Origin of the sequence: Chromohalobacter moromii, from assembly GCF_023091865.1 — a bacterium.
Classification (GTDB): domain Bacteria; phylum Pseudomonadota; class Gammaproteobacteria; order Pseudomonadales; family Halomonadaceae; genus Chromohalobacter; species Chromohalobacter moromii.
Genome location: NZ_JAHXDI010000001.1, coordinates 1401362 through 1423044, shown reverse-complemented (window position 1 = coordinate 1423044; position 21683 = coordinate 1401362). Strand labels below are relative to the sequence as shown.

Below are 21683 nucleotides of genomic sequence, written 5' to 3'. Positions count from 1 at the left end.
CATATGGGTTCGGCATGCCTCTCTTAGACACGCCCTGGCAATGCGTCGGGCAAGCCTACTAGTCTACCTGCTAGCGCGCATGACGACATCCACTCCCGTATCTAGCGCTGACCTACGTCCAGCATAGAAGGTCAGATATGCCCCTTTCAGGGGATGAGAAAAATCATCCACAAAAACTGTGGATAACGCTGTGCATGAGCGACGTCGAAGACGCCTTTTCGGCTTGTCGTTTCCCACCTCGCCTTGGATTGGTCAGATTTTCATCATCCCACTGTCATCATGATGCCAAATACATATGCCTCGCTATAACACTCCCCCTTTCGTCGAGTGGACAGCGCGCTACTGACTTGTTTTTAATAGCAACATGGTGCAATGCAACATCGTCGCGCGGCTCCTGCACGCCGCTCCATGTGATGTCGACCTGAAAACAGATGGCGTCATAGATGACTCGGAGGTCACATGACCACGCCCCTTTGGGAGCCGTCGACGACGGCCGTACAAAGCACGCAAATGTATGCGCTGATGCAGCGCATCGACCGCGAGCACGGCACATCGCTGACCGACTACGAGGCATTGCATGCCTGGAGCGTCGAGCACCTGGACGCTTTCTGGGAACTCTTGTGGGATGAGTTCGACATCGTCGCCGAACGGCGTGGCGATGACGTTCTGGTACGTCCCGATGCCATGCCCGGTGCGCGCTGGTTTCCGCAAGCACGTTTGAATTATGCCGCCAACATGTTGCACCGGCGTGACGAACATCCCGCCTTGATCGTTCGCGATGAACGCCTGCGGCGACGCGTCATCAGCTATGCCGAGTTATACGATAATGTCGCTAGACTGGCCCACGCACTCAAGGCTAGCGGCGTCACGGAAGGCGATCGTGTCGCCGGCTTCGTCCCTAATAGTGAACACGCCATCATCGCCTTGCTTGCCTCGGCCAGCCTCGGCGCAGTGTGGTCTTCCTGCTCGCCGGAATTCGGATTCAACGGCGTATTGGATCGCTTTGGGCAAATCGCCCCTAAAGTATTGATCGCCACCGATGGTTATACCTGGAACGGCAAGGCCATCGACACTCGAGAGCGCGTCGCCGATATTGCCAATGCCATAGACTCGCTCAAGCATGTCGTAGTCTTCCCGTTCCTCGAAGACGCTCCGGCTCTCGATGATATCCCTCGCGCCATCGCCTGGGCCGACTACCTGGATAACGATGCCAGCGAAATCGATTTCCAGGCACTGCCCTTCGAGCACCCGCTTTACATTCTCTATTCCTCGGGCACCACAGGTGTCCCCAAATGCATCATTCACTCGGCAGGCGGTACCCTGCTGCAGCATCTTAAAGAGCATCGTCTGCATACCGATATCGACGCCGACGATATCTTTTTCTATTACACCACCTGTGGCTGGATGATGTGGAACTGGCTGGTGTCCGGGCTTGGCTCCGGTGCCACGCTATTACTCTACGATGGCTCACCGTTTGCGCCACACCCCGACACCTTATGGCAAATCGCCAGCAATGAGGGCGTCACCGTCTTCGGCACCAGTGCAAAGTACCTCTCGGCCTGTGAAAAGGAAGGTTTGGCGCCCGGCAAGCAAGTCGACCTGTCATCGCTACGCGCGCTACTTTCCACCGGCTCGGCATTGCCCCATGAGTCGTTCGATTACGTCTATGACGAGATCAAGCGCGACCTCATGCTGGCCTCGATCTCAGGGGGAACGGATATCGTGTCCTGCTTCGCGCTCGGGTGTCCGATTCGTCCTGTCTATCGGGGCGAACTGCAATGTCGCGGGCTCGGCATGGCTGTCGACGTTTTCGATGACTACGGACAAAGCGTCACTGGCAACAAGGGCGAACTCGTCTGTAAACGTCCCTTCCCTTGCATGCCCACCGGTTTCTGGAACGATCCTGATGGGGAGCGGTATCGCGAGGCTTACTTTTCGACCTTTCCGGGTATCTGGGCACATGGCGACTACGCCGAACTGACACCCCACGGCGGTGTCATCATCCACGGGCGCTCGGATGCCGTCCTCAACCCCGGTGGCGTGCGTATCGGCACCGCCGAGATCTACCGGCAAGTCGAAAAGGTAGACGGTGTGCTCGAATCGCTATGCATCGGCCAAGCCTGGCAGAACGACGTGCGCGTGGTGCTCTTCGTCCGCATGCGCCCCCACGTCGCCCTCGACGAAGCCAAAAGCGACGAAATCCGGCGCATGGTACGCCTGCATACGACCCCGCGGCACGTGCCTGCCAAGATCATCGCGGTGGAGGATATCCCCCGCACGCTGTCGGGCAAGATCGTCGAAATCGCCGTGCGCAACGTCGTCCATGGCGAACCCGTCAAGAATCGTGATGCGCTAGCCAACCCCGAAGCTCTGGAGCTTTTCGTCGATCTCCCAGCGCTCGCCGAATGATACGCACGCCACCGCCTTGTCCGAGACTGGGCAGCCGCCATACGATCCAGTAGCATAAGTCGCCAAGTCATTGAAGGAGAACGGCATGGCGACCCTCAAGGGGCTGACAAGCGTGCTGTTGTTGATCGCTAATACGCTTTTCTGGGGCGTGCCGCTTTATCTACTGACGCTCCTCAAGCTCATGACGCCAACGCGGCGTTTGCGCCTACGTGTTCTGGCGGGACTCAACGCCATCGCTCTGGCCTGGATCGCCACCAATAACTGGTGGATTCGTCATTGGGTCAAGCCAAACATCACCGCGAACTTACCCGAGGGGTTGTCTCCCAGCCAGTGGTGGCTGGTCATCGCCAATCACCGTAGTTGGACGGATATCTTCGTCATGCAGTACGTGCTGTACGGACGGACCTCGATGCCCAAGTTCTTTCTCAAGCGAGAGCTGATCTTCGTGCCCATCATTGGCCTCGCCTGGTGGGCGCTTGAGTTCCCCTTCATGCGTCGCTATGCACGCAGCGAGCTTACCCATCGACCACAGTTGGCAGAACGCGATCGCCGCGCGACGCAGCGCATGTGCGAGCGTGCGCGGGAAATGCCGATGACGATCTACAATTTCGTCGAAGGCACGCGCTTCACCCCCACCAAGCGTGATCTGCAAGCGAGTCCGTTTCGGCATCTGCTGCGCCCCAAGGCGGGCGGCACTGCGCAGGTCATACGTCTAATGGGTGATCGTCTGAGCGGCATTCTCGACGTCACGCTTCATTATCGCCATGCGGCCCCGAGCTTTTGGCATTTTCTTTGCGGTCGCGACCTCCCCATACACATGGACGCACGTCGACTCAACGTGCCCGCCTGGATGGGCAATGGCGACTATCATCTGGACCCGCATTACAAGGAACGCTTCCATTCATGGCTGAACGCGCTATGGGAGGAAAAGGATCGTGCGCTCGAATCGTTCCCTTCCTCCTCTTTGTCTTGATCCTCGCCGGCTGCGCTGGCGGGCCTGGCGCCGGCGGCTATCGTGGCGGCAACATCGCTGGTAATTGGGTCTCCATCCAACGCGGCGACACGCTCGGACAAATCGCCAAGCAAGCAGGCGTCCCGTTGCTGCGCTTGCAACGGTTCAATCCGGGCGTCGATGCGCGCCGACTGGCCATCGGGCAGCGCATCCTGGTGCCCACCCATCGCGAACGCGCCCCCGGTAGCGGTCCTTATCGCTATCAGGTCCGTCCAGGAGACACTTATTCAAGTATCGCCCAGCGCTTTGGCAGCACTGCGCAGCGCTTGCAAACAGCGAACCCCGAGTTTTCAGCCAACGCCCTGAATGTGGGACAACTGCTCAAGGTGCCGTTAGGAGGCTCTGCCCGTACCACCACCGCCTCAGCGAACCAGGCCTCGTCTACGGCGTCCAAGTCCGCCGCGCGCAGTCGCACCCTTCCCGACCCAGGAGCGCTGCCCGATAGCGCTCAAACATGGCATTGGCCACTCAAACAATATGAAATAGCGCGTGCCTATGGCACCGATGCGCGCGGCACCCTACAGCCGATGTTGCTCTCGACCTCCGCGAACACCCAGGCACTTGCCGTTGCCGACGGCACCGTTCGCTTTGCCGATAGTATGCGGCAACTGGGACGGGTGGTGATCATTCACCACCGCGACAATATGCAAAGTGTCTATGCATTATGCCAGCGCCTACTCGTCGAAGATGGCGATAAGGTAAAACAAGGCACGCCCGTTTGCGATGTAGGGTATCGACACGACACAGGTCGTCACGACCTGTTATTCGATGTCCGCCATGGCGGGAAACCCGTGGATCCCAAACAGGTGCTACGCTAGACAAGCAATACCAGCCCTATCAACAACACGGTAATCCCGGTTGACGACATCGTATCGTCACGATGATGTCTCACTGCTGTCATCAGGATACTTGAACCTAGCACTGTCTTGATATGCCACGGAGGTGCATCATGCGAGTCGCACTGGTCAGTGAAACCTGGGCACCCGAGATCAACGGTGTGGCGCATACGCTGGACCGCCTGGCCCATCATCTCGTCACGCGTAACGTCAACCTGCAGCTAGTGCGCCCTCGGCCCCGGCAAGGCGGCCGAGAAGGTCGCGCCGAGCGTGACATGCAAGTTCGTGCATTTTCCCTTCCGGGTTACGCCGATGTGAATGTCGGCTTGCCCGCCTGGCGACGCTTGTCGCGCTTGTGGCGAGAGTCACGCCCAGATGTTGTCTATATCGCGACTGAAGGTCCTTTGGGCTGGGCGGCGCTGGCCACGGCGCGTCACTTATCGATTCCTGTCGTGGGCGGTTTCCACACCAATTTCGACCAGTACGCGGCAAGCTATCACTTGCGGTGGGCCAGCGGCATCGTGGGTGCCGGCTTGCGCTACTTCCACAACCGCTGCCAGATGACGCTCGTGCCCACGCGCGCCCAGGCCGAACGTTTACATCGGCGTGGCTTTCAGCGTGTCAACGTATTGGGGCGCGGCATCGACGCTCAGCATTTTTCTCCGACCCGGCGCGACACTAACCTAAGAGCTCAATGGGGCGTCGATGGCGACCAGCCCGTCATCCTCTACGCGGGACGCTTGGCCGCCGAGAAGAACACGTCGTTGCTCGTACGCACGTTGCGCGTAATGCAAGAAGAATACCCAACGCTACGCGCTGTGTTAGTGGGTGACGGCCCCGAAAGGCAGCACCTGGAGCGCCAGCTTCCCGAGGCAATTTTCACCGGTTTTCTAAGCGGTGAAGCCTTGGCCCGCCACTACGCCAGCGCCGATATGTTCCTATTCCCATCGCACTCGGAGACATACGGTAATGTGGTCCCCGAAGCCATGGCCAGTGGCCTGCCTGTCGTCGCGTTCGACCAGGCGGCCGCCAGCGAATTGATTGCGGATGGACGCGAGGGTCGCTTGATAGAGGCGATGGACGATGATGCATTTGTACGGGCCGCCGTGGACCTTTGCCGGCATCGGAATGCTCGAGTCCGCTCAGGTGTCGCAGCAAGAGAGAAAGTAGTCGACCAGGGATGGCATGTCATCGGCGAACACTTCTTGACGTATTTGATCATGGCGACTCAGGAGACCCCGCATGCGATCTCGTCCCCCGGTCACGTTTGAGCGCCTGGACTCTCTCGAATGGCAGCTCTGTCAGCGCATCGCCCGGCTCAGCCAGCGACGATTGATACACGGCTTGTTCCGGTTTTGCAGCCGTATCGGTGACTGGCCGGCCTGGGTGGCCTTGGCATTGATGCAACCGATCATATATGGACGCGAAGGCTGGCACCTAACACTGCTTTGGGGATTATGTGCTGCGTTTGGCGCCCTCTTTTACCGCCTAGTCAAGACGCGCCTCTGCCGTGAACGCCCCTATATCACGTTCTCGAGTATCCCATGCACCATGCCACCCTTGGATCGTTACAGCTTTCCCAGCGGGCATACTTTGCACGCCGTCATGTTCTCCACGTTTACGGCAGCGACGTCGCCCTGGTTACTCATCGTCGTCCTTCCCCTTACGGGGCTAATTGCCGCCTCACGGGTCATCCTTGGCTTGCATTACCTCAGCGACGTCATCGCAGGTGCATTATTGGGGTTCGTGATCGCCCAAATGGGGCTTTGGGGAGCGACTTACGGGCAATGGCTGCCTGCTTTGGACTAAATGGCAAAATAAAAAACCTCGAGTTTTACTCGAGGTTTGAAGGTCACAGCATAAACGGAAGATTTAACCGCGATAGTACTTGGCCTGAACGAACGGCATTCGCGACACCTGCATAGGCAAACGCTTACCACGGACATCGGCATAAAGCGTCGTTTCCAACGCCGCGAATTCGATATCGACATACCCCATGGCGACCGGCTTACCCAGGGTCGGGCCGAAGCTTCCCGATGTCACGCAGCCCACATGACTATCTTCAGCGTTATAAAGCTGAGTGCCTTCTCGCACCGGCGCTCGCCCTTCCCCCAGTAGACCGACACGCTTACGAGCAATCCGTTTGGTATCGATCTGGGGCAGAATGACATCTGCTCCCGGGAACCCTCCTTCTCGTTCGCCCCCGATGCGCCGGGATTTGCCCACGGCCCAGATAAGGCTCGCCTCAGCGGGCGTCGTCTGAGCATCCAGGTCATGCCCATACAAGCACAGCCCGGCTTCCAACCGCAGTGAGTCGCGTGCTCCCAGGCCAATGGGCTCGACTTCGGCCTGCTCTAGCAACCACGTCGCCAGACGTTCGGCAGCGTTTACGGGCACGGATATCTCGAAGCCGTCCTCGCCCGTATAACCGCTGCGGCTGATCCACAATTGAGTATCAAGCGCCTCGAATTGGCCATGATGCATGAAGACTAGGTCACAGGCCTCGGGACACAAGCGCGCCATGACGTCTTTGGCTTGTGGGCCTTGCAACGCCAGCAAGGCGCGGTCAAGCACTTCTACCTGATGCTCGGCGTCGAGCCCGGTACGCAGATGCGCCACGTCCTGGTCCTTACAAGCCGCATTGACGACGAGATATAAATCCTCGCCGCGATTGACGATCATCAGGTCATCGAGCAGACCGCCTTCATGGCCGGTAAAAAGCGCATAACGCTGCATGCCTGCCGGTAATCCGATGATATCTGCCGGCACTAGCGTTTCGATGGCACGCGCCGGTGACGGTCCCGAAACAATGAGCTGCCCCATGTGCGATACGTCGAATAAGCCGCAGGCATGGCGGGTATGCTCATGTTCTTTTTTGACACCCAAGGCATATTGCACCGGCATGCTGTAACCGGCAAAGGGCACCATCTTTGCCCCGCGCGAGACGTGCACGTCATGCAACGGCGTATGGTGAAGGTCGTCGGACATCGTCGCTTCCTCGTCGTTATCCGTGAAGGGGCGACGATGGTCGCCCCAAGACAGTTCAGCGTTTATCGTCCAAGTCTTCGCCCGGCAAGACGGTCTTGCCGGCAAAGTGATCATTGGTGAGTTTGAAAACCACCGGCGACAGCAGGGCCAGCGCGATCAGATTGGGGATCGCCATCATGGCATTGAAGACGCTGGCCATCAGCCAGACAAATTCCAGCGGCGCGACGGCGCCGACGAGTATCGCCAGGATATAAACCACCCGGTAGACCTTGATCGAGGCGACGCCGAATAGATACTCGAAGCACTTTTCACCATAAAAGGCCCAGCCGAGAATGGTCGTGAAGGCGAACACTGCCAACGCGAAGGATACGACATACTGGCCGATGCCCGGAAGCGCGCCATCAAAGGCCATCGCGGTCAACGCAGCGCCAGTCTCACCGGATGTCCACTCGGTGCTGGTCAAGATTGCCAACGCAGTAACCGAGCACACGATGATGGTATCGATGAACGTCCCCAGCATTGCCACCAGTCCTTGGCGAACCGGATTCTTGGTCTGCGCCGCGGCATGGGCGATCGGCGCACTGCCCAACCCTGCTTCATTGGAAAACACGCCTCGCGCCACGCCAAATTGAATCGCCTTGGCCACGGCGGCACCCGCAAATCCACCTGCGGCAGATATCGGCGTAAAGGCATGCCCGAAAATTAGCCCCAGCGCAGCACCGACATGATCGATATTGATGACCAGCACCAGCAAACCACAGACGATATAAGCAATCGCCATGACCGGCACCAGCTTGCCAGCCACCTTGGCAATACGCTTGATGCCGCCGAGAATCACGGCACCTGCCAGCAACATGATGATCATCCCGGTCAGCCAATGCGGCATCCCCAGTGACTCACTAAGGCCATCGGCGACCGAATTGGATTGCACGGTATTGCCGATCCCGAAAGCAGCAACAGCACCGAAAAACGCAAACAAGCCCCCCAGCCAGGCCCATTTCTTGCCCAGCCCATTGCGGATGTAATACATCGGCCCACCGACGTGGTCGCCCGCCGCATCGACTTCACGATAACGAACCGCCAGCACCGCCTCGGAAAATTTAGTAGCCATACCTACTAGTGCCGTGATCCACATCCAGAACACGGCGCCCGGCCCCCCCAGGAAGATGGCAGTGGCGACACCCGCGATATTACCGGTGCCAACGGTGGCCGAAAGCGATGTCATCAGCGCATTGAAGGGGGAAATCTCCCCCTCATCCTCATCGCCTTTTTCGGCTTTACGTCCTTTCCAGAGAAGGCTGAAGCCCGCTCCCAGTTTGCGAATGGGCAGCAACTTGAGCCCCAGTTGCAGATATACTCCCACCCCCAGCAACAGGATGAGCATCAAGGGGCCCCATACAACATCATTGATGGCGCTGAATACCGCATTGAGTGTTTCCACGAGATGTCCTCCCAGACATTTGTTGTTATCCAGCGCAGTGCCTGCACTGTCATCGACGGCGTTAGCTCAAGAAGATAACCGCCAAAACCCTCTTGACTTTAGCGGATCAGCTTGGCATTTCTCCATACCCGTAAAGCAAAGTAGTGCTTCAGCCATTATGGACAGAAATCTCGTCACTTACGCGCGTGGCCACGCCAGCAAGACACGAGCACAACAAGTTTCTTATTAGAAACGAAGGCTAATCGCTGTCCCCCAGCTTGGCAACCGATGGACATCCTTCCTTCCGACCTCTAAACAGCAGACTGGCATCCGCATTTTCGATACGCGTGGAGAGCCCCATCGCCAGCAAGCTTATCAAAGCAGGACGTCGCGACTGTGGTGAGCCCCCATAGCCCAAGCTTATAAGCAGTATGGCTTTTTGCTGGACGCTCGCCGGTATCCTGTCCACCCTTACTAGGCGGTCGAGCCGAATGGCATGAAGAAATGCATGATGACGATGCCAAGGGCGAACCAATGAGGCATAATGGCACTCATATTCCCCAAATCAGAAAATCTTTTCGTATAGGAAAATCACGATGAGCCACATCCCTGCCAATCTTCGCTATACCGACAGCCATGAATGGGTCCTCGACAACAATGACGGCACCGTCACGATCGGTATCACCGATCACGCTCAGGAATCCCTGGGCGACGTCGTCTTCGTCGAGCTACCCGACACGGGCCGACAACTCGACGCTGGTGAAGAATTCGGTGTCATCGAATCCGTCAAGGCCGCCTCCGACCTATACCTTCCGTTGAGCGGTGAAGTCGTCGCCGTTAACGAGTCGCTGGAGGATTCTCCTGAAGCCGTCAACGAGCACCCCTACGAAGACGGCTGGATCATCAAGCTCAAACTCGCCGAGCCCGACGCGCTCGACGCACTGCTCGATGCCACTGCGTATGACGCACTCGTCAGCGCCGAGGAAGGCTGACGCGTCTCGCACGTTGCACTTGTCCTGTTCTGCCGGCGACATCTTCGTTACATGTCGCCGCTTCGTGTCGAATCGGGCTCGACCGCCCGCCAACGCTTGAGGGTTTCATGGCAAACGACAACCGCAGCCTGGCCGAATTGGCCAATCACGACGACTTCTTGACGCGCCATAATGGGCCTGACGGGGACGATGTTCAGCACATGCTGGCGACCTTGGGTCTTCCCGACACCGAGTCGCTGATCGCCAAGACGCTTCCTGGCGATATTCGCCTGGAACGCAACCTGTCGCTCGAAGAGCCGCGTGGCGAAGCGGAAGCGCTTACCTATCTCAAGCAGTTGGCACGCCAGAACAAGACCTTCAAGAACTACATCGGTCAAGGCTATTATCCCACGCATCTACCAGCCGTCATCCAGCGCAACGTACTGGAGAATCCCGGTTGGTACACCGCTTACACGCCTTATCAGCCGGAAATCGCCCAGGGGCGCCTGGAAGGACTACTGAACTTCCAGCAAGTGGTCATGGATTTGACCGGTATGCCGATCGCCAACGCGTCCCTGCTCGACGAGGCGACGGCTGCCGCTGAAGCCATGGCCCTGTGCCGGCGCGCCAACAAGAAGGCCAAGACCGAGCGCTTCTTCGTGGCAGACGATGTGCTACCTCAGACGCTCGATGTCCTGCGTACCCGTGCCGCCTATTTCGGTTTCGAGCTCATTATCGCGCCCGCCGAGACTCTGGCCGATCACGATGTTTTCGGCGCATTACTGCAATACCCGGGAGCCACCGGACAAGTACGCGATATCAAGGCGCAACTCGAAGCAGCCCAGCAACGGCGCATCATGACCTGCGTCGCGACTGACCTGATGAGCCTGGTACTGCTCAAGGAACCCGGTGCGCTGGGCGCCGACATCGTCGTGGGCAGCTCCCAGCGTTTTGGTGTTCCCATGGGCTACGGTGGCCCGCATGCGGCGTTTTTCGCCGCTAGCGACGCCCTCAAGCGTTCACTCCCCGGGCGCATCATCGGCGTTTCCAGGGACAGCCGTGGCCAACGTGCCTTGCGCATGGCCATGCAGACGCGCGAGCAGCATATCCGCCGCGAGAAAGCGACCTCCAATATCTGTACCGCTCAGGCATTGCTCGCCAACATCGCTGGCTTCTATGCGGTCTATCACGGTGCCGAAGGGCTGCGCACCATCGCCACGCGGATCCATCGCCTCACGACCATTCTCGCTGAGGGACTCAAGCGTCACGGCGTGAAACTCGCGCACGAAAGCTGGTTCGATACACTCACGCTGGTCGGTCTCGATCACGGCCAGGTACATGGCCGCAGCCTGGCGCACGAAATCAACCTACGCTACGACACCAATGGTCATATCGGCATCAGCCTCGACGAGACCACTACGGCAGCGGACGTCGTCACGCTGTTCGACGTATTGCTGGGAGACGAGCATGGGTTGTCGGTACGCGAGCTCGATCGTCACGTCCACACACAGGGCATGACCGGCATCCCCGACGCTTGCGCGCGGGAAAGCGATTTCCTCACCCACCCCACATTCCAGCGTTATCGCAGCGAAACCGAGATGCTGCGTTACCTAAAGCGTCTCGAAAATAAGGATCTATCGCTTACACACGCCATGATCCCCTTGGGCTCATGCACCATGAAACTCAATGCCACCAGTGAGATGATCCCCATCAGCTGGCCGGAATTCGCCAATATCCATCCCTTCGCGCCGCAGGACCAGGTCGCCGGCTACAAGCAGATGATCGATGAGCTCTCGGCATTTCTCGTCGAGATCACTGGCTATGACACGATTTCCATGCAGCCCAACTCCGGCGCACAGGGCGAATATGCGGGCCTGGTTGCCATTCGGCGCTATCAGAAGTCACAAGGCCAGGGCCATCGCGATATCTGCCTGATCCCGAGCTCGGCCCACGGCACCAACCCGGCCTCTGCCGCCATGGCACAGATGAAAGTCGTCGTCGTCGAATGCGATAACGATGGCAACATCGATATCGACGACCTGCGCAGCAAGGCCGAAAAGCACCGCGAGGTGCTATCGGCGATCATGCTCACCTACCCATCGACGCACGGCGTGTTCGAAGAAAGCGTCAGCGAAGCCTGCCGTATCGTGCACGACAACGGTGGCCAGGTTTATATCGACGGGGCTAACATGAACGCCCAGGTCGGACTCTGCCGACCGGGTGATTTCGGGGGTGACGTTTCGCACCTCAATCTGCACAAGACATTCTGTATTCCGCATGGCGGTGGCGGTCCCGGAATGGGGCCGATTGGTGTCAAAGCGCATCTAGCCGCGTTCGTGCCCAACCACGTCATCACGCCTCTGCCGGGTGTCGAAACGGATTCCGGCGCGGTCTCGGCAGCGGCCTACGGCTCGGCGTCGATCCTGCCGATCTCCTGGGCCTATATCAAGATGATGGGCGGGCGCGGCATGAAACTCGCCACGGAGCTGGCGATACTCAACGCCAACTACATCGCCAAGCGTCTCGAAGCGCACTACCCCGTGCTTTATAAAGGACGCAACGGCACCGTCGCTCATGAATGCATCTTGGATGTCCGCTCTCTCAAGACGGCTTCCGGCATCAGCGAGGAAGATATCGCCAAGCGCTTGATGGATTACGGCTTCCATGCTCCGACGATGTCCTTCCCCGTGGCCGGCACCTTGATGGTCGAGCCGACCGAATCGGAATCGCGCTATGAAATCGATCGCTTCTGCGATGCCATGATCGCCATTCGTGACGAAATCCGGCGCGTGGAAACCGGTGAATGGCCAGCGGATAACAATCCCTTGTCCATGGCGCCACATACACAAGCGGACCTGATGGCAGACGACTGGGAACGGCCGTATTCACGTGAACTGGGCGCCTTCCCCACCGAGGCCACCAAAGCCGCCAAGTATTGGCCGACGGTCAATCGCGTCGACAATGTTCATGGCGACCGCAACCTCATCTGCAGTTGCCCGCCCATCGAGGCATATCGTGATGGCGACTGAGCTCGATTAGCGCCCACGACGCCATACGCAAAAAGGCCCCACCAAGGCAAACCTTGAGGGGCCCTTTTCAGGCGCGATGGTCACGCTCGAGGCGTCTAACGTCAGGCGTCTTCCTCGAGAGGCGGTGCCTCGGCGTAACCATAGAGCACATTGCGGCGCTGCAACCGAAACTCACCAAGCAGTTGCTCGTAACGGCGTGGCATCTCGACGCCGCGCTTGGTGACGACATACAGCGTTTCGTATACCGACTCCGTCACAGGCAGTTCCTTGACCTGACGCTGCCAAGGCGACGTCTCGAGTACAGTCCGGGGGATCACGGTAAAGCCCAAACCACGCGCCACCGCATCCAGCACCATGCTGATCTCGTTGGAAAAGCCCTGCTGTGGAAAGTGGCTCATCGAGCGAAACTCGCCGGCAAAATTGCGCCGCAACAGCAAGCTGGCGTTGTTGATGCCATCGGAATAGTTCATGAAGCCCAGCGCCATGAGTTCGCTGATCGTGGTGCCGGCGAAGTCCGCAGGGACGACCAGGCATAGTGGCTCTTGGTGCCAGGGCTCGAAATTGAGATCGGGATGCTTGGTAATGTCGGTGACGATGCCCACATCAAAACGCCCAGCCAGCACCGCATCGACGATCTCACCATTGAAGGCGAAATCATAGGTGACCGTCAGGCCCGGGTGCATCTGCTGATACCCCAGAATGAACGGATAAAACATCAACCCCACGCTACCCGGCGATGCCACGCGGCATTCCCCGGTATCCGGCGAGTCATTGTCCAGCGAGTGACGAAACTGTTCATGCTCGGCAAACAGCTTGACGGAATAGTCATAGGCACGCCGGCCCGCCTCGGTCAGCGTGAAACGGCGTCCGTGCCGCTGCAGCAAGGATTTGTCGAGATAGCGTTCCAGCTTACGTATATGTTGACTGACTCCGGGCTGAGTCATTTCCAGCTTGCGCGCGGTATGCGTGAAGCTACCCGTTTCGACAAGCGTGATAAAAGTACGAAAATATTGCGCGTTGAACATGAAGTGAGGGTCCACCGGCTGGCGTTTCGGGGCAGCTGCTTATGTGTCGAAGCCATGACACGATCAACGAAGGTTAGCGTGGCAATAACCGTGGCTTCGGTGGTTGTGATAACGACATCATAGCAAATTATGCTACACCTCACATCGCTGCGTGGCTGAAGATCGCGTGTTAGCATCGAAACATGAATCAGCTCCCAGCTCGTGTCGTGACCGAGTCAGATGCAAAGCGCGCCAGTGGCGTTCGGCACGACGCCCCATATGGAGCTTCCTCCGGCTTTCGGGCCGCCACAAGGATGCGTCAATGCCCCAGAAACTTTCTACCATCATCTCTCCCGAAGGGAGCCTGGAAGTCCTCTCGCAGCAAGAGGTCAACCGCCTGCGTGACACCTCCGCCAACGGCCTGCACGACTTATTGCGACGCTGCTCACTGGCCGTGCTCAACTGCGGCAACCCTACCGATGACAGCCGTGCGCTCATGCAGGCGCATCACGACTTCGAGATCGAAGTATTGCAGCAGGACCGCGGCATTCGTCTCAAGCTCGACAACGCACCGCACAGCGCTTTCGTCGATGGCCAAATGATCCGCGGGATTCGCGAGCACCTTTCCGCCGTGCTACGCGATATCGTCTACGTTCATAACGAAATCCAGCACACGCCCAAGTTCGACCTTCAGCGTGGAGATGGCATCACCAACGCCGTTTTCCATATCCTACGCAACGCCGGGACGCTAAAGTCGGCGCGCGAACCCAGCCTAGTGGTGTGCTGGGGCGGCCATTCCATCACCCGTGAGGAATACGATTACAGCAAGGACGTGGGCTATCACCTAGGACTCCGCGATCTCGACATCTGCACGGGATGCGGCCCCGGCGCCATGAAAGGTCCCATGAAGGGCGCCAACGTCGCACATGCCAAGCAGCGTCGTCACAATGGCCGTTATCTAGGTATTTCCGAACCCGGCATCATTGCCGCCGAATCGCCCAATCCCATCGTCAATGAACTAGTGATCATGCCCGACATCGAGAAGCGCCTCGAGGCCTTCGTGCGGGCCGGTCATGGCATCGTGATCTTCCCTGGCGGCGTGGGAACTGCCGAGGAAATCCTCTATTTGCTGGGCATTCTTCTACACCCAGACAACGCCGACGTCCCCTTCCCGGTCATCTTTACCGGCCCCCGCGACAGCGCCGACTACTTCAAGCGCATCGATGAGTTTCTGGCCTTCACCCTCGGAGAAAAGGCCCGTGAACGCTATCAGATCATCATTGACGACCCCACCGAGGTCGGTCGTGCCATGCGCCGAGGCGTGGACGACGTGGGCGCGTTTCGGCGCAGTCAGAACGACGCGTTCTATTTCAACTGGCGCCTCAACGTGGATGCCGGCTTTCAATTGCCTTTCGAACCCACCCACGAAAGCATGGTCGAGCTTGCCTTGCATCGCGAGCAGCCCGTCCATGAACTCGCGGCCAACCTGCGGCGCGCGTTTTCGGGCATCGTCGCCGGCAACGTCAAGGAAGAAGGTATTCGCGCCATCGAGGAGCGCGGCCCCTTCCATTTGCATGCCGAGCCGGAACTGATGGCACATCTCGACGCGCTCTTGACCTCATTCGTCGCCCAGGAACGCATGAAATTGCCGGGCAGTGAGTACGTCCCCTGTTATACGCTGGGCTGAGCGTCGACAAACGACAAAACCTTGCATGCAGGAAATGGCGCTTGACGCTAGATAACCTTTGCTTATGGGCTTGATCGTCTCATGCAATTGTTAAAAGGCTAACAGTCCTCTAGACTTTCGAACGTACGCGAGCCCCGTCCTGTGGCTCGCGTCTTCGTTTCCATTCACCGCCTGCCCGAAAGGAGAGCATCGCATGGCTTCACTCTTCGAATCCTTCGATCTCAATGGTACGCGCTTGAACAACCGCATCGTGATGGCCCCCATGACGCGTTCACGTGCGCCCGAGGACATCCCAACCGAGATGGGCGCCCTCTATTACCGCCAACGTGCCAGCGCCGGGCTGATCATCTCCGAAGGCACCCCCATTTCGCGGCAGGGTCAAGGCTATCTCTACAATCCCGGGATTTTTGGCCCCGACCAACTGGCCGGCTGGGCCAAAGCCACGCGCGCCGTGCACGAGCGCGGCGGTATTTTCTTCGCCCAGATCTGGCACGTGGGGCGCGTTTCCCATACCACAGTGCAGGTTGCAGGTGCGTCACCTGTCGGCCCCAGCGACAAACAAGGTGGCATGGCCTTTGGCTATAACGACAACGGTCAGCCAGATATGCTCAACGCTAGCCAGCCTCGGCGTCTCGATACTCATGAAGTACACGATATCGTGCGTGACTTCGCCCAAGCGGCGGTCAATTCCCGCGATGTCGGCTTCGATGGTGTCGAAATTCACGGTGCCAACGGCTATCTCTTCGAGCAATTCCTCAACCCAGAAGTCAACGACCGGAACGACGAATACGGCGGATCGCGCGAAAATCGCTGCCGTCTGTTGCTCGAGGTCATCGATGAAGTCAGCAAGATGATTGGCGCACGGCGCGTTGGGGTTCGCCTGTCACCGTTCGGCACGCTGTTCGACATGCCGGAATACGATGATAACGGCGAAACCTATCTCCACCTGGCACGCGAATTCAACAAACGCGGTCTTGCTTACGTGCATCTGCACGATCAGGGCGGACAAGGCATGCCCCCGATGCCGCGCGATTATCTGCGCCAGTTCCGTGATGTGTATAAGGGCAACCTGCTGCTCGCCGGCAACCTCGATCAGGCAGAAGCTGAAAAACTGGTGAATGAAGGCACCATCGATCTTCCGGTGTTCGGTCGTTATTTCACCTCGAACCCCGACCTGGTCGAGCGGATGCAAAACGGCTGGCCGTTGGCGGACTTCGATGCCAATACGTTCTATGGTGGCGATGCGCGCGGCTACGTGGATTTCCCTACCTATCCCGAGGAACAAGCACGCCTGGCGCGCGAAGAGATGATTCGCGAAAAGTCCTGACAGCGGCTAGAGCGTACTATCGAAACGAAAACCCCCGATCCACAGGACCGGGGGTTTCGCGTTCAAACCGAGCGCGACTCAAGATTCGGCACGGCGCGCAAAGAAGACTCACCGACGAGAACGCCAGCCTGTCGAGATAGCGTGAAGAAGCAAGCCGACCGTGGCACCATGCGACAACACGGTCGCCCACTCGGCCCGAGAGCTTGCAAGGCCATAGTACCACGTGGTCATCACCACACCACCGATCACGAATGACATGGCCAACCACTTGAGTCGTATCGGAAGCAGACGACGCTGGCTCGCGGTCATAAGTCGCCAATAGGCGACGATGACGACAGCCAACCCCACGGCAACCATGCCCAACAAACCACTGTGGGTGTCATAACCCCCTAGTTGATAGCGCGGCCAAGAGCACAGTGTTACGAGCAGAAGCCCAACCATGACGCTCAAGCGTGCAGCAGAGGGTGACGTCGTAGTCTCGTTCGTCACGTGGCCTGCAACCCTTGCTCGTCGATCCATGATTCGACCCAAGGAATGGCGGCATCATCGGCCATGAAAGTCTCCATGGCGTCGATTTCCAAACGCTCGCCCAAGCGTTGAGCTCCCAGATCTTCCAGCAAGGCATCCAGCGACCGACCCGCACCGCAGAACGTCTCACCATAGGAGCTATCTCCCAGGGCAATCAGCCCATAGCGACACTGGTTTAGCGCGGGCGGCGATTCACGGAGATCACGCGCGAAGGGCACGAAATTACCGGGAAAATCACCGCTACCGGTGGTGGAAACGCAGAATAAGGCGAGATCGGGTAAGGGATCGAGATCGCTTAGGGTCGGTTGCTCTACGATCGCCACTTCATAGCCCACTTGCTCGAAAAGCGGCGCCACCTGCTCGGCAACGTCCAGAGCACCACCGTACATGGTGCCTACGAAGATTTTGATGCTTGGCATGCAGTTCAGTCGTCGATTTAACGGTAAAGTGTGCGCGCCATGTTAGCACATGCATGACACGTCGTTAGCGTCTGGAAATGAAGATGAACGACACAATCCCGAGCACTCGCAAGTGCCCGAGATACCCGAGATTGTGACATTGCATGGGCAGAACGCTGCGGCGTCAGTGAATGACATCCGCGTCGTCGAAATCCTCGACCCGCGCCTTGAGCTTCTGTCCAGGGCGGAACGTCACCACACGACGCGCCGAAATCGGAATTTCTTCGCCGGTTTTGGGATTGCGCCCCGGACGTTCACGCTTGTCGCGCAAATCGAAATTTCCGAATCCGGACAGTTTAACCTGCTCGTTTTCGCGTAGGCAGCTGCGAATTTCTTCAAAGAAGGCTTCGACCATCGACTTTGCTTCGCGCTTGGAAAAACCCAGCTCAGCATGTAGATGTTCGGCCAAATCCGCTTTGGTCAGCGCCCCCATGCTCTCATCCTCGTAACGGCTAATGGGATTAACTCCTCAAGACCGCCGCGAAGCGCATTTTTGCCTCGCCGACGATGGCATCGACTAACTGATTGATTTCATCGTCATTCAGCGTGCGCGAAGGATGCTGCCAGGTCAAGCCCAAGGCAAGACTCTTGTGGCCTTTTTCGATGCCCTCGCCTTGATAGACATCGAAAAGTCGCATGTCGACCAGCCATTCCCCGGCCTGTTCACGCATGACATCCATCAAGGCCATGACCGGCACATCGTCACTCACGACCAAGGCGAGATCGCGACGCACATCCGGATGACGCGACAAGGGGGCGAAAGCCGGTAGATTACCTTGAGTCAGTGCCTCCAACTCCAGCTCGAATACAAAAGCATTGGTCTTGATACCCAAACTGGCACGCACCCCGGGATGCAAGGCACCTACCCAGCCCACATGACGGTCGTTACACAAAATCCGAGCCGTCTGACCGGGATGCATGCCCGGGTGCTCGCCGGCATCGAAACGCCATGCATCAGGCTGCTGAGTCAACGCCATCAGGCTTTCCAGATCTCCCTTGAGGTCGAAGAAGTCGACACTCTCGCGAGAAGAAGACCACCCTTCCGGTTGTCTCGGTCCACACACGATGCCACCGAGCATCGCCACCTGCTCAAGATCATCCAGCTCGCCACGGAACACGAGCCCCGTTTCGAACAGCCGGATACGCGCTTGCTGACGGTTGAGGTTGTGGCTCAACGCCTTGACCAGCCCAGGTAGTAAGCTCGCCCGCATGACCGACATATCGGATGAGATGGGATTGGCCAGATACGGTGCCACCGCCCCTGGAGTCAGCGCCTCTTGCAGCTCGGGCGCGACGAAGCTATAGGTAATCGCTTCTTGATAACCGCGTGCCACCAAGTGTCGACGCAGACGCGACAGGGGCTGGCGTGCCTCGTTGGAGGCACTCAACTTCAAGCGCGCGGAAGGTCGCCGTACGGGGACTTGGTCGTAGCCATGAATACGCGCCAACTCTTCGATGAGGTCTTCTTCCAGCGCAATATCGAAACGCCAGCTAGGCACCGTCACCCGCCAACCCGAGTCGATGGTGGATACACGCATGCCAAGACGCGACAGGATATCCACGACATCGTCACCGGCCATGACCAAGGCCAAGCATTGATCGAGACGCTCACGACGCAAGACAACGTCACGGCCTAGCGGCAAATGATCAGGGCTCATGATATCGGTCACGGGGCCCGGCTCACCCCCGACAATGCTCAACAACAGCTGCGTGGCCCGCTCGATGGCAATCTGCGCCAATTGCGGATCGACGCCGCGCTCGAAACGATGCGACGCATCGGTATGCAGGCCATAAGAACGCGCCTGCCCCGCCACCGCCAGTGGCGAAAAGAACGCCGACTCTAGAAAAATATCCCGCGTCGAGGCATTTACGCCGGAGGACTCGCCGCCCATGACTCCGGCAATCGCCAACGGTTGCTTCGCGTCGGCGATCACCAGAGTGCCCTCGCGCAGGGTAATTTGCTGTCCATCGAGCAACGTCAAGCGCTCTCCGTCTTGGGCTTCGCGAACCACGACGGCGTCATTCAAGTTTGCCAAGTCGAAGGCATGCATCGGCTGTCCGAGTTCGAGCATCACGTAATTGGTGACATCGACGATCGGGTCGATCGCGCGAACGCCGCTGCGACGCAGACGCTCGGACATCCATAGCGGTGTGCTCGCCGAGACATCGACACCCCGAATGATGCGCCCCGCATAACGCGGGCATTTCGCTGGGGACTCGACATGTACCGGAAACGACGCTTGATGCGACGCCGGAACCATATCGGTATCCGGCTCCGTTACCGGTAGACGGCTCAACACGCCCACTTCACGCGCCAGCCCTTTGAGGCTCAAGCAATCGCCACGGTTGGGCGTCAGATCCACTTCGATGGCATGATCGTCAAGCGCCAGCCACTCGCGCAGAGACGCACCGATGGGCGCCTCGCCAGATAACACCCAAATGCCGGCCGAGGTGCCTTCTTCCAGCTCGAGCTCAGACGCGGAGCAAATCATGCCACGCGATTCCACACCGCGTAGCTTGGCTTTCTTGATCTTGAAATCGCCGGGAAGCGTTGCATTCACCCGGGCGAAAGGTACCTTCTGCCCAACCGCTACGTTAGGAGCACCACATACCACCTGTACCGGTTCATCGCCACCATCATTGACCTGGCAGACATTAAGCTTGTCGGCACTGGGATGAGGCTCTTTAGCGACCACCTCAGCGACGACGACACCTTCAAAGTCGCCCGCTACGGCCTCGATAGCGTCGACTTCCAGCCCGGCCATCGTGATCCGGTCAGCAAGCGCCTGCGTCGTGAGTTCGGGCGACACCCAATCGCGCAACCATGTTTCGGAAAATCTCATGTTTCTTCCTGTGTCCTAGTCGCAGATCAGCCGAACTGGCGCAAGAAGCGCAAGTCGTTCTCAAAAAATAGCCGCAGGTCATTGACGCCATATCGCAGCATGGTCAAGCGCTCCGCCCCCATGCCGAAGGCAAATCCTGTATAACGCTCGGCGTCGATCCCCGAATGCCGAAAGACTTCAGGATGGACCATGCCGCAACCCATGACTTCCAGCCAGCCACTATGAGAACAAACGCGACAGCCTTCACCACCGCACATCACGCACTGAATATCGACCTCAGCAGAGGGCTCGGTGAAGGGAAAGTAAGACGGCCGAAAGCGTACGGAAAGCGCCTCACGTTCGAAGAAAGCCTTGAGAAAATCTTCGATGGTGCCCTTGAGATCAGCGAAGCTAACGCCTTCATCGACCAGCAAGCCTTCCACCTGATGGAACATCGGTGTATGCGTTAGATCGGAGTCGCTACGGTATACACGGCCCGGGCAGACGATGCGGATTGGCGGCGCTTGCTCTTTCATAGTACGCACCTGCACCGGTGACGTATGCGTACGCAACAACCGCGAAGCATCGAAATAGAAGGTGTCGGCCATGCCTCGCGCCGGATGATGCGCGGGAATGTTGAGTGCTTCGAAATTATGATAATCGTCTTCGATTTCGGGGCCCACGGCTACATCGAACCCAATATGCGCGAATAACGATTCGATACGTTCAAGCGTACGCGTCACTGGGTGTAAACCGCCCGTCGGCTCGCCACGGCCAGGCAGGGTCACGTCGATGCGCTCTCGTGCCAAGCGCGCATCGAGCTCGGCATCTTTAAGCGTCTGCTTACGCGCCTCGAGCTCGCCCGATAATGTCTGCTTGGCCTCGTTGATCCGCTCACCCGCCTTGGGCCGTTCCTCCGGCGGCAGTTGACCAAGACCTTTGAGAAGCGCGGTAATTTCGCCCTTCTTGCCCAGAAAATGCACTCGAACCTCGTCGAGCGCCTGGACATCCTGCGCGCTCTCGATGGCGGCGCGAGCCTCGGCGACCAGTTGTGGGAGGTGGTCCATCCGTCTAGCTCCGATGCTAAGTGCCCATGATAGACCATCGCATATGAAGTGATGATCCAGACAAAAAAACAGGGGAAGAGCGGCTGCTCTCCCCCTGCGGCTTCATGCGCATGATGAGACACTCA

At 58.4% G+C, this 21683-nt stretch carries 16 protein-coding genes; 9 read left to right on the top strand and 7 right to left on the bottom strand.

The features are described from left to right. The first annotated feature begins 459 nt into the window (after positions 1 to 459). The 5 genes from KZO83_RS06335 to KZO83_RS06315 all read left to right on the top strand — a co-directional run bounded on the left by KZO83_RS06335 (position 460) and on the right by KZO83_RS06315 (position 6066). On the top strand, positions 460 to 2409 hold the full coding sequence (locus KZO83_RS06335) for an acetoacetate--CoA ligase (RefSeq protein ID WP_247620154.1): 1950 nt from the start codon (positions 460 to 462) through the stop codon (positions 2407 to 2409). Positions 2410 to 2494: 85 nt separating this feature from the next. After that, on the top strand, positions 2495 to 3382 hold the full coding sequence (locus KZO83_RS06330) for an acyltransferase (protein ID WP_247620153.1): 888 nt from the start codon (positions 2495 to 2497) through the stop codon (positions 3380 to 3382). Continuing rightward, positions 3313 to 4239, top strand: coding sequence for a LysM peptidoglycan-binding domain-containing protein (locus tag KZO83_RS06325; protein WP_247620152.1), 927 nt, complete (start codon positions 3313 to 3315; stop codon positions 4237 to 4239). Before KZO83_RS06330 ends, KZO83_RS06325 begins: the two co-directional genes overlap by 70 nt. A 131-nt stretch (positions 4240 to 4370) precedes the next feature. Beyond that, positions 4371 to 5528, top strand: a complete 1158-nt coding sequence (locus KZO83_RS06320; protein WP_247620151.1) for a glycosyltransferase family 4 protein — start codon at positions 4371 to 4373, stop codon at positions 5526 to 5528. Beyond that, positions 5500 to 6066 (top strand): phosphatase PAP2 family protein, encoded by a 567-nt coding sequence (locus KZO83_RS06315; RefSeq protein WP_247620150.1) that lies wholly within the window; start codon positions 5500 to 5502, stop codon positions 6064 to 6066. The genes KZO83_RS06320 and KZO83_RS06315 overlap by 29 nt, the downstream gene beginning before the upstream one ends. A gap of 63 nt (positions 6067 to 6129) precedes the next feature. On the opposite strand, the gene gcvT is transcribed toward KZO83_RS06315, so the two are convergent. Both gcvT and KZO83_RS06305 read right to left on the bottom strand, forming a co-directional pair. Continuing rightward, a complete protein-coding gene (gene gcvT, locus KZO83_RS06310; protein ID WP_179000207.1) occupies positions 6130 to 7245 on the bottom strand; it encodes a glycine cleavage system aminomethyltransferase GcvT in 1116 nt (371 codons plus the stop codon). Between the two features lie 55 nt (positions 7246 to 7300). After that, positions 7301 to 8686 (bottom strand): alanine/glycine:cation symporter family protein, encoded by a 1386-nt coding sequence (locus tag KZO83_RS06305; protein ID WP_179000208.1) that lies wholly within the window; start codon positions 8684 to 8686, stop codon positions 7301 to 7303. A 575-nt stretch (positions 8687 to 9261) separates the two neighbouring features. On the opposite strand from KZO83_RS06305, the gene gcvH reads away from it, so the two are divergent. Further along, positions 9262 to 9657 carry a glycine cleavage system protein GcvH gene (gene gcvH / locus KZO83_RS06300; RefSeq protein ID WP_179000209.1) on the top strand — a complete coding sequence of 132 codons (396 nt, stop codon included), beginning with the start codon at positions 9262 to 9264 and terminating at the stop codon, positions 9655 to 9657. 107 nt (positions 9658 to 9764) lie between these two features. Beyond that, on the top strand, positions 9765 to 12665 hold the full coding sequence (gene gcvP, locus KZO83_RS06295) for an aminomethyl-transferring glycine dehydrogenase (protein WP_247620149.1): 2901 nt from the start codon (positions 9765 to 9767) through the stop codon (positions 12663 to 12665). Positions 12666 to 12766: 101 nt separating this feature from the next. On the opposite strand, the gene KZO83_RS06290 is transcribed toward gcvP, so the two are convergent. Continuing rightward, complete coding sequence (locus KZO83_RS06290) at positions 12767 to 13690, bottom strand: LysR family transcriptional regulator (protein ID WP_040243441.1); 924 nt, start codon at positions 13688 to 13690, stop codon at positions 12767 to 12769. Between the two features lie 301 nt (positions 13691 to 13991). Between KZO83_RS06290 and ppnN the strand changes: the two genes are divergently transcribed. Continuing rightward, positions 13992 to 15356, top strand: a complete 1365-nt coding sequence (gene ppnN, locus KZO83_RS06285) for a nucleotide 5'-monophosphate nucleosidase PpnN (protein ID WP_179000211.1) — start codon at positions 13992 to 13994, stop codon at positions 15354 to 15356. Between the two features lie 193 nt (positions 15357 to 15549). Then, positions 15550 to 16683 (top strand): alkene reductase, encoded by a 1134-nt coding sequence (locus tag KZO83_RS06280; RefSeq protein WP_247620148.1) that lies wholly within the window; start codon positions 15550 to 15552, stop codon positions 16681 to 16683. Between the two features lie 485 nt (positions 16684 to 17168). Here the strand turns inward: KZO83_RS06280 and KZO83_RS06275 are convergent, their stop codons facing one another. The 4 genes from KZO83_RS06275 to pheS all read right to left on the bottom strand — a co-directional run bounded on the left by KZO83_RS06275 (position 17169) and on the right by pheS (position 21558). Continuing rightward, positions 17169 to 17630: a flavodoxin domain-containing protein gene (locus KZO83_RS06275; RefSeq protein ID WP_179000214.1), complete on the bottom strand. Its 462-nt coding sequence runs from the start codon at positions 17628 to 17630 to the stop codon at positions 17169 to 17171. A gap of 163 nt (positions 17631 to 17793) precedes the next feature. Next, positions 17794 to 18102, bottom strand: a complete 309-nt coding sequence (gene ihfA, locus KZO83_RS06270) for an integration host factor subunit alpha (protein ID WP_040243453.1) — start codon at positions 18100 to 18102, stop codon at positions 17794 to 17796. 28 nt (positions 18103 to 18130) lie between these two features. Then, positions 18131 to 20512, bottom strand: coding sequence for a phenylalanine--tRNA ligase subunit beta (gene pheT, locus KZO83_RS06265; RefSeq protein ID WP_247620147.1), 2382 nt, complete (start codon positions 20510 to 20512; stop codon positions 18131 to 18133). 26 nt (positions 20513 to 20538) lie between these two features. Then, positions 20539 to 21558 carry a phenylalanine--tRNA ligase subunit alpha gene (pheS, locus tag KZO83_RS06260; protein WP_075368738.1) on the bottom strand — a complete coding sequence of 340 codons (1020 nt, stop codon included), beginning with the start codon at positions 21556 to 21558 and terminating at the stop codon, positions 20539 to 20541. Positions 21559 to 21683: the final 125 nt, after the last annotated feature.